The organism is Streptomyces sp. NPDC007917, from assembly GCF_042959105.1.
GTDB lineage: Bacteria > Actinomycetota > Actinomycetes > Streptomycetales > Streptomycetaceae > Streptomyces.
This window is the reverse complement of sequence record NZ_JBIBKK010000061.1, coordinates 1-5,422: the sequence shown is the minus strand read 5'-3', so window position 1 is coordinate 5,422 and position 5,422 is coordinate 1. Positions and strand designations below refer to the sequence as shown.

The window sequence follows — 5,422 nt, the reverse complement described above, 5'->3', positions numbered from 1 at the left end:
TCCCCATGTCCCTACGCCTGCGCGGCCGGCTGGACATCGACGCCCTGCGCCAGGCCCTGGCCGACGTGGTCGAGCGGCACGAAAGCCTGCGCACCGTCTTTCCTCAGACCGACGGCCAGCCATACCAGCACATCCTCCAAGCGGACACGATGTCGGTGTTCGAGGCGCTGGACATCGCCGAGGAAGATCTCGTGGAGACGCTGAGGCGGGAGGCCGCCACCGGATTCGACCTCGGTCACGATGTGCCACTGCGCGTACGGCTGTTCGTGCTCGGTCCGGACGAGTACGTCCTGCTGGCCGTCGTCCACCACATCGCCGCCGACGGCTGGTCCATGGCACCCTTCGCCCGCGACCTGACCACCGCCTACAAGGCCCGCACCGACGGCAAGGCCCCCGGCTGGCGTGCGCTGCCGGTGCAGTACGCGGACTACACCCTGTGGCAGCAGGAAGTCCTCGGGGGCGAAGAGGACCCCGACAGCCTGGTCAACGCCCAGTTGGACTACTGGGCCACCACTCTGGCCGGCGTGCCTGAGCAGCTGGAGCTTCCGGTCGACCGTCCCCGGCCCGCGGTGGCGTCGTACGAGGGCGACAGCGTGGCGCTGCACGTCCCGGCGACCGTACACGCCCGGCTGGTGGCCCTGGCCCAGGACAGCGGCGCAAGCGTCTTCATGACCGTCCAAGCCGCCCTGGCCGTTCTCCTGAGCCGCATGGGCGCGGGCCACGACATCCCCATCGGCACCCCCATCGCAGGACGCACCGACGACGCCCTGGACAACCTCATCGGCTTCTTCGTCAACACCCTCGTCCTGCGCACGGACACCAGCGGCGACCCCACCTTCCGCGAACTCATCGAACGCGTACGGGAAACAGACCTGGCCGCCTACGCACACCAGGACGTGCCCTTCGAGCGCCTCGTGGAAGTCCTCAACCCGCAGCGCTCCCTGGCACACCACCCCCTGTTCCAGGTGATGCTCACCCTCCAGAACAACACCGACCCCGACCTCGACCTCCCCGGCCTGCACGTCACCCGCCAGCCGTTGGGGGGCACCGCCGCCAAATTCGACCTGACGGTCAGTCTGAGCGAGCACCGCACCGCGGACGGCGCCGCCGACGGGCTCATCGGTCGCCTCGACTACCGCACCGACCTTTTTCACCCCACCACCGTCGAAGCCCTGGCCACACGGTTCGTGCACGTCCTGGCGACGGTCACCGCGGATCCGGAGCTGCCGGTCAGCCGGATCGATGTCCTCGGCGAGGCCGAGCGGCGCCAGGTCCTCACCCGCTGGAACGACACCGCACACCCGCTGCCCGACGCCCTGCTCCCCGAGCTCTTCGAAGCCCAGGTCAAGCGCACCCCCGAGGCCGCCGCCGTGGTTTTCCAGGGCCAGGAGGTGACATACGCCGACCTCAACGCCCGGGCGAACCGGCTGGCGCGGTTCCTGATCGCTCGGGGCGCCGGGCCGGAGCGGCTGGTGGGGGTCGCCCTGCCACGCTCGGCCGAACTCGTCGTGACGCTGCTGGCCATCCTCAAGACCGGCGCCGGCTACCTGCCCATCGACCCCGACTACCCCACCGACCGCATCCACTACATGCTCCAGGACGCCACCCCCACACTCCTGGTCACCGACACCACCACCTCACCCACCCTCCCCAAAACCAACAACCTGCCCCGGGTGATGGTGGATGACGAGAGGGCCGCTCAATACGCTGTGGCGGATGTCGTGGACGCGGACCGCACGGGCGGCCTGCTCCCCCAGCATCCCGCCTACGTCATCTACACCTCCGGCTCGACCGGTCGCCCCAAGGGGGTTACGGTCCAGCACCGGAGCGTGGTCAATCTCATCGCCTGGGCCGCTTCCGAGTTCGGGCCCGATCGATTGACGCATGTGTACCTCTCCACGTCTCTCAACTTCGACGTCTCGGTTTTCGAGCTCTTCACGCCACTCATCGCCGGCGGACGCATCGAGGTGGTCCCCGACCTGCTCGCTCTTGGCGGCAATGTGTCGAGTGGTGGGTCTTCCTGCCTCATCAGCGGTGTGCCGTCCGTTGTCTCAACTCTCCTCAGCAGCGGCGGGGGCATTGACGCGGGGACGGTGGTGCTGGCCGGCGAAGCCATGACGTCGAGCGTGGCGAACGCCATTCGTGCCGCCGTTCCGGGAGGTCGGCTCGCGAACTGCTACGGGCCCACCGAAGCCACCGTCTACTCCACGTCGTGGTTCACCGACGATGAGCTGACCAGCGCTCCTCCCATCGGGCGCCCCGTGTGGAACACCCAGGTGTATGTGCTGGATGCGACACTGCGACCAGTGCCGGTGGGGACGCCCGGCGAGCTCTACATCGCCGGTGCGCAACTGGCCCGAGGGTATCTGGGACGGCCCGCTCTGACGGCGGAGCGGTTTGTGGCGGATCCGTTCGGCACGGCTGCGGGGTCGCGGATGTACCGGACGGGGGATGTGGTCCGGTGGCGCCCGGACGGGCAACTGGAGTTCGTGGGTCGTGCGGACGCCCAGGTCAAGGTGCGCGGTTTCCGTATCGAGCCGGGTGAGGTGGAGAGTGTCCTGGCGGCGCACGACGCCGTGGCGCAGACCGCCGTCCTGGTGCGGGAGGACCGGCCCGGAGACCGGCGTCTGGTCGGCTATGTGGTGCCCGGGGACACGGGTGTGGAGCTTGACACCGCACAGGTGCTCGCAGTGGCCAGGGGTCGGCTGCCGGATTACATGGTCCCCTCGGCGCTCGTCGTACTCGAACGGCTTCCCCTGACCCCGAACGGCAAGCTGGACCGGAAGGCCCTGCCCGCCCCCGACTACAGCGCATCCACCACCCGCCGCGCGCCGCGCACACCGCGCGAAGAGATCCTGTGCGAGCTGTTCGCCGAGGTCCTGGGCGTCGCCGACGTCGGAATCGACGACAACTTCTTCATACTCGGCGGACACTCCCTCCTCGCCACCCGCCTGATCAGCCGCATCCGGACCACCCTGGGCGTGGAGCTCGGCATCCGGGCGCTCTTCGAGTCCCCGACCGTGTCCGGACTGAGCGCACGAACAGATCAGGAAACCAGCCTGGCACGCCGGCCGCTGACCGGCCGGCCGCGGCCCGAGACCGTACCGGTGTCGTTCGCACAGCGCCGACTGTGGTTCCTCAGCCAGCTCGAAGGCCCCTCGGGCACCTACAACGTCCCCATGTCCCTACGACTCCACGGCGAACTGGACATCGACGCCCTGCGTCTGGCCGTGGGCGATGTGGTCGAGCGGCACGAGAGCCTGCGGACACTTTTCCCCCAGACCGATGGCCGGCCGTACCAGCACATCCTTCAGGGCAATGTGACATCGGTGTTCCAGGTGGTGGACGTGGCCGACGGAGACGTGGCCGAAGCGCTGAAGAAGGAGGCTAGCGCCGGGTTCGACCTCTCGCGTGACCTTCCGCTGCGCGTACGGCTGTTCGCCGTGGCGCCGGACGAGTACGTCCTGCTGGCAGTCGTCCATCACATCGCCGCCGACGGCTGGTCCATGGCACCCTTCGCCCGCGACCTGACCACCGCCTACAAGGCCCGCACCGACGGCAAGGCCCCCGGCTGGCATGCGCTGCCGGTGCAGTACGCGGACTACGCCCTGTGGCAGCGGGAGGTCCTGGGCAGTGAGGATGACCCGGGCAGTGTCATCTCGCGGCAGTTGGCCTACTGGACTGCTGCTCTGGCGGGTGTGCCGGAGCAGCTGGATCTGCCGGTGGACCGGCCCCGGCCGGCGGTGGCGTCGCATGAGGGCGGCAGTGTGGGGTTGCGGGTGCCGGCCGGGGTGCATGCCCGGCTGGTGGACCTGGCACAGGTCAGCGGGGCGAGCGTGTTCATGACGGTCCAGGCTGCCCTGGCCGTGCTGCTCACCCGGATGGGCGCGGGCACTGATATCCCCATCGGCACTCCGATCGCGGGGCGTACGGATGACGCTCTGGACGATCTGGTCGGTTTCTTCGTCAACACCCTCGTCCTGCGTACGGACACCAGCGGCGACCCCACCTTCCGCGAACTCATCCAACGAGTACGGGAAACAGATCTGGCCGCCTACGCCCATCAGGATGTGCCGTTCGAGCGTCTGGTGGAGGTGTTGAATCCGCAGCGGTCCATGGCCCGGCATCCCCTGTTCCAGGTCATGCTCTCCTTCCAGAACAACACCCGGCCCACCCTCGACCTTCCAGGTCTGGACATCGCCCATCAGCCGTTGGGCGGTGTCGCCGCCAGATTCGATCTGACGGTCAATCTGAGTGAGCGGCGTTCGGGGAGTGGGAGTCCGGATGGGTTGAGTGGGCATCTCGATTTCCGGACCGATCTGTTCGACCCGGTGTCGATGGAAGCGTTGGCCGGCCGCCTGGTACGGGTGCTGGAATCGGTCACCAAGGACCCGGACCTGCCCGTCAGCCGGATCAACATCCTCGGCGAAGCCGAACGACGCCAGGTCCTGACCGACTGGAACAACACCGCACACCCCCTCCCCAACGCCCTCATCCCCGAACTCTTCGAAGCCCAGACCCAACGCACCCCCGACGCCATCGCGATCGTCTTCGAACACCACAAACTCACATACGCACAGCTCAACACCCACGCCAACCAACTCGCCCGCCACCTGATCACACACGGAGCAGGACCCGAACACCTCGTCGCACTCGCCCTGCCCCGCTCAGCCGAACTCGCCGTAACACTCCTGGCCATCCTCAAAACCGGCGCCGGCTACCTGCCCATCGACCCCGACTACCCCACCGACCGCATCCACTACATGCTCCAGGACGCCACCCCCACACTCCTGGTCACCGACACCACCACCTCACCCACCCTCCCCAAAACCAACAACCTCCCCCGCGTCCACCTGGACGAGGCCGACACCCACACCGCCATCGCCGCACATCCCGCCACCAACATCACCGACACCGACCGCATCGCCCGCTTGCTGCCCCAGCACCCCGCCTACGTCATCTACACCTCCGGCTCCACCGGCCACCCCAAAGGCGTGGTCATCCCCCACCAAGCCCTCCTCAACTACACCGCCCGATGCCCCCACGCCTACCCCAGCCTCACCGGAACCACCGTCCTCCACGCCTCCATCTCCTTCGACGCCGGCGTCACCGTCCTGTACGGCGCCCTCATCAGCGGCGGACGCGTCCACATCACCACCCTCACCCCCACCACCCCCCACACCCCCAGTGACACACCCGTCACCTTCATGAAACTCACCCCCAGCCACCTCCCCCTCCTCGAAAACACCCCCCTCCAACCCACCGGCCAACTCATGCTCGGCGGCGAAGCCCTCCCCACCCAAACCCTCCACACCTGGCAAACCCAACACCCCCACACCCCCGTCATCAACCACTACGGCCCCACCGAAACCACCGTCGGCGCCACCGACCACCCCATCCCCCCACCCAGCAACGACACACC

The 5,422-nt window shown here is 68.1% G+C and carries 1 protein-coding gene; it reads left to right on the top strand.

Annotation, left to right across the window (positions count from 1 at the left end):
* On the top strand, nucleotides 1-5,422 hold a 5,422-nt coding region (locus tag ACFZDL_RS47040; protein WP_391194587.1), incomplete at both ends, for an amino acid adenylation domain-containing protein.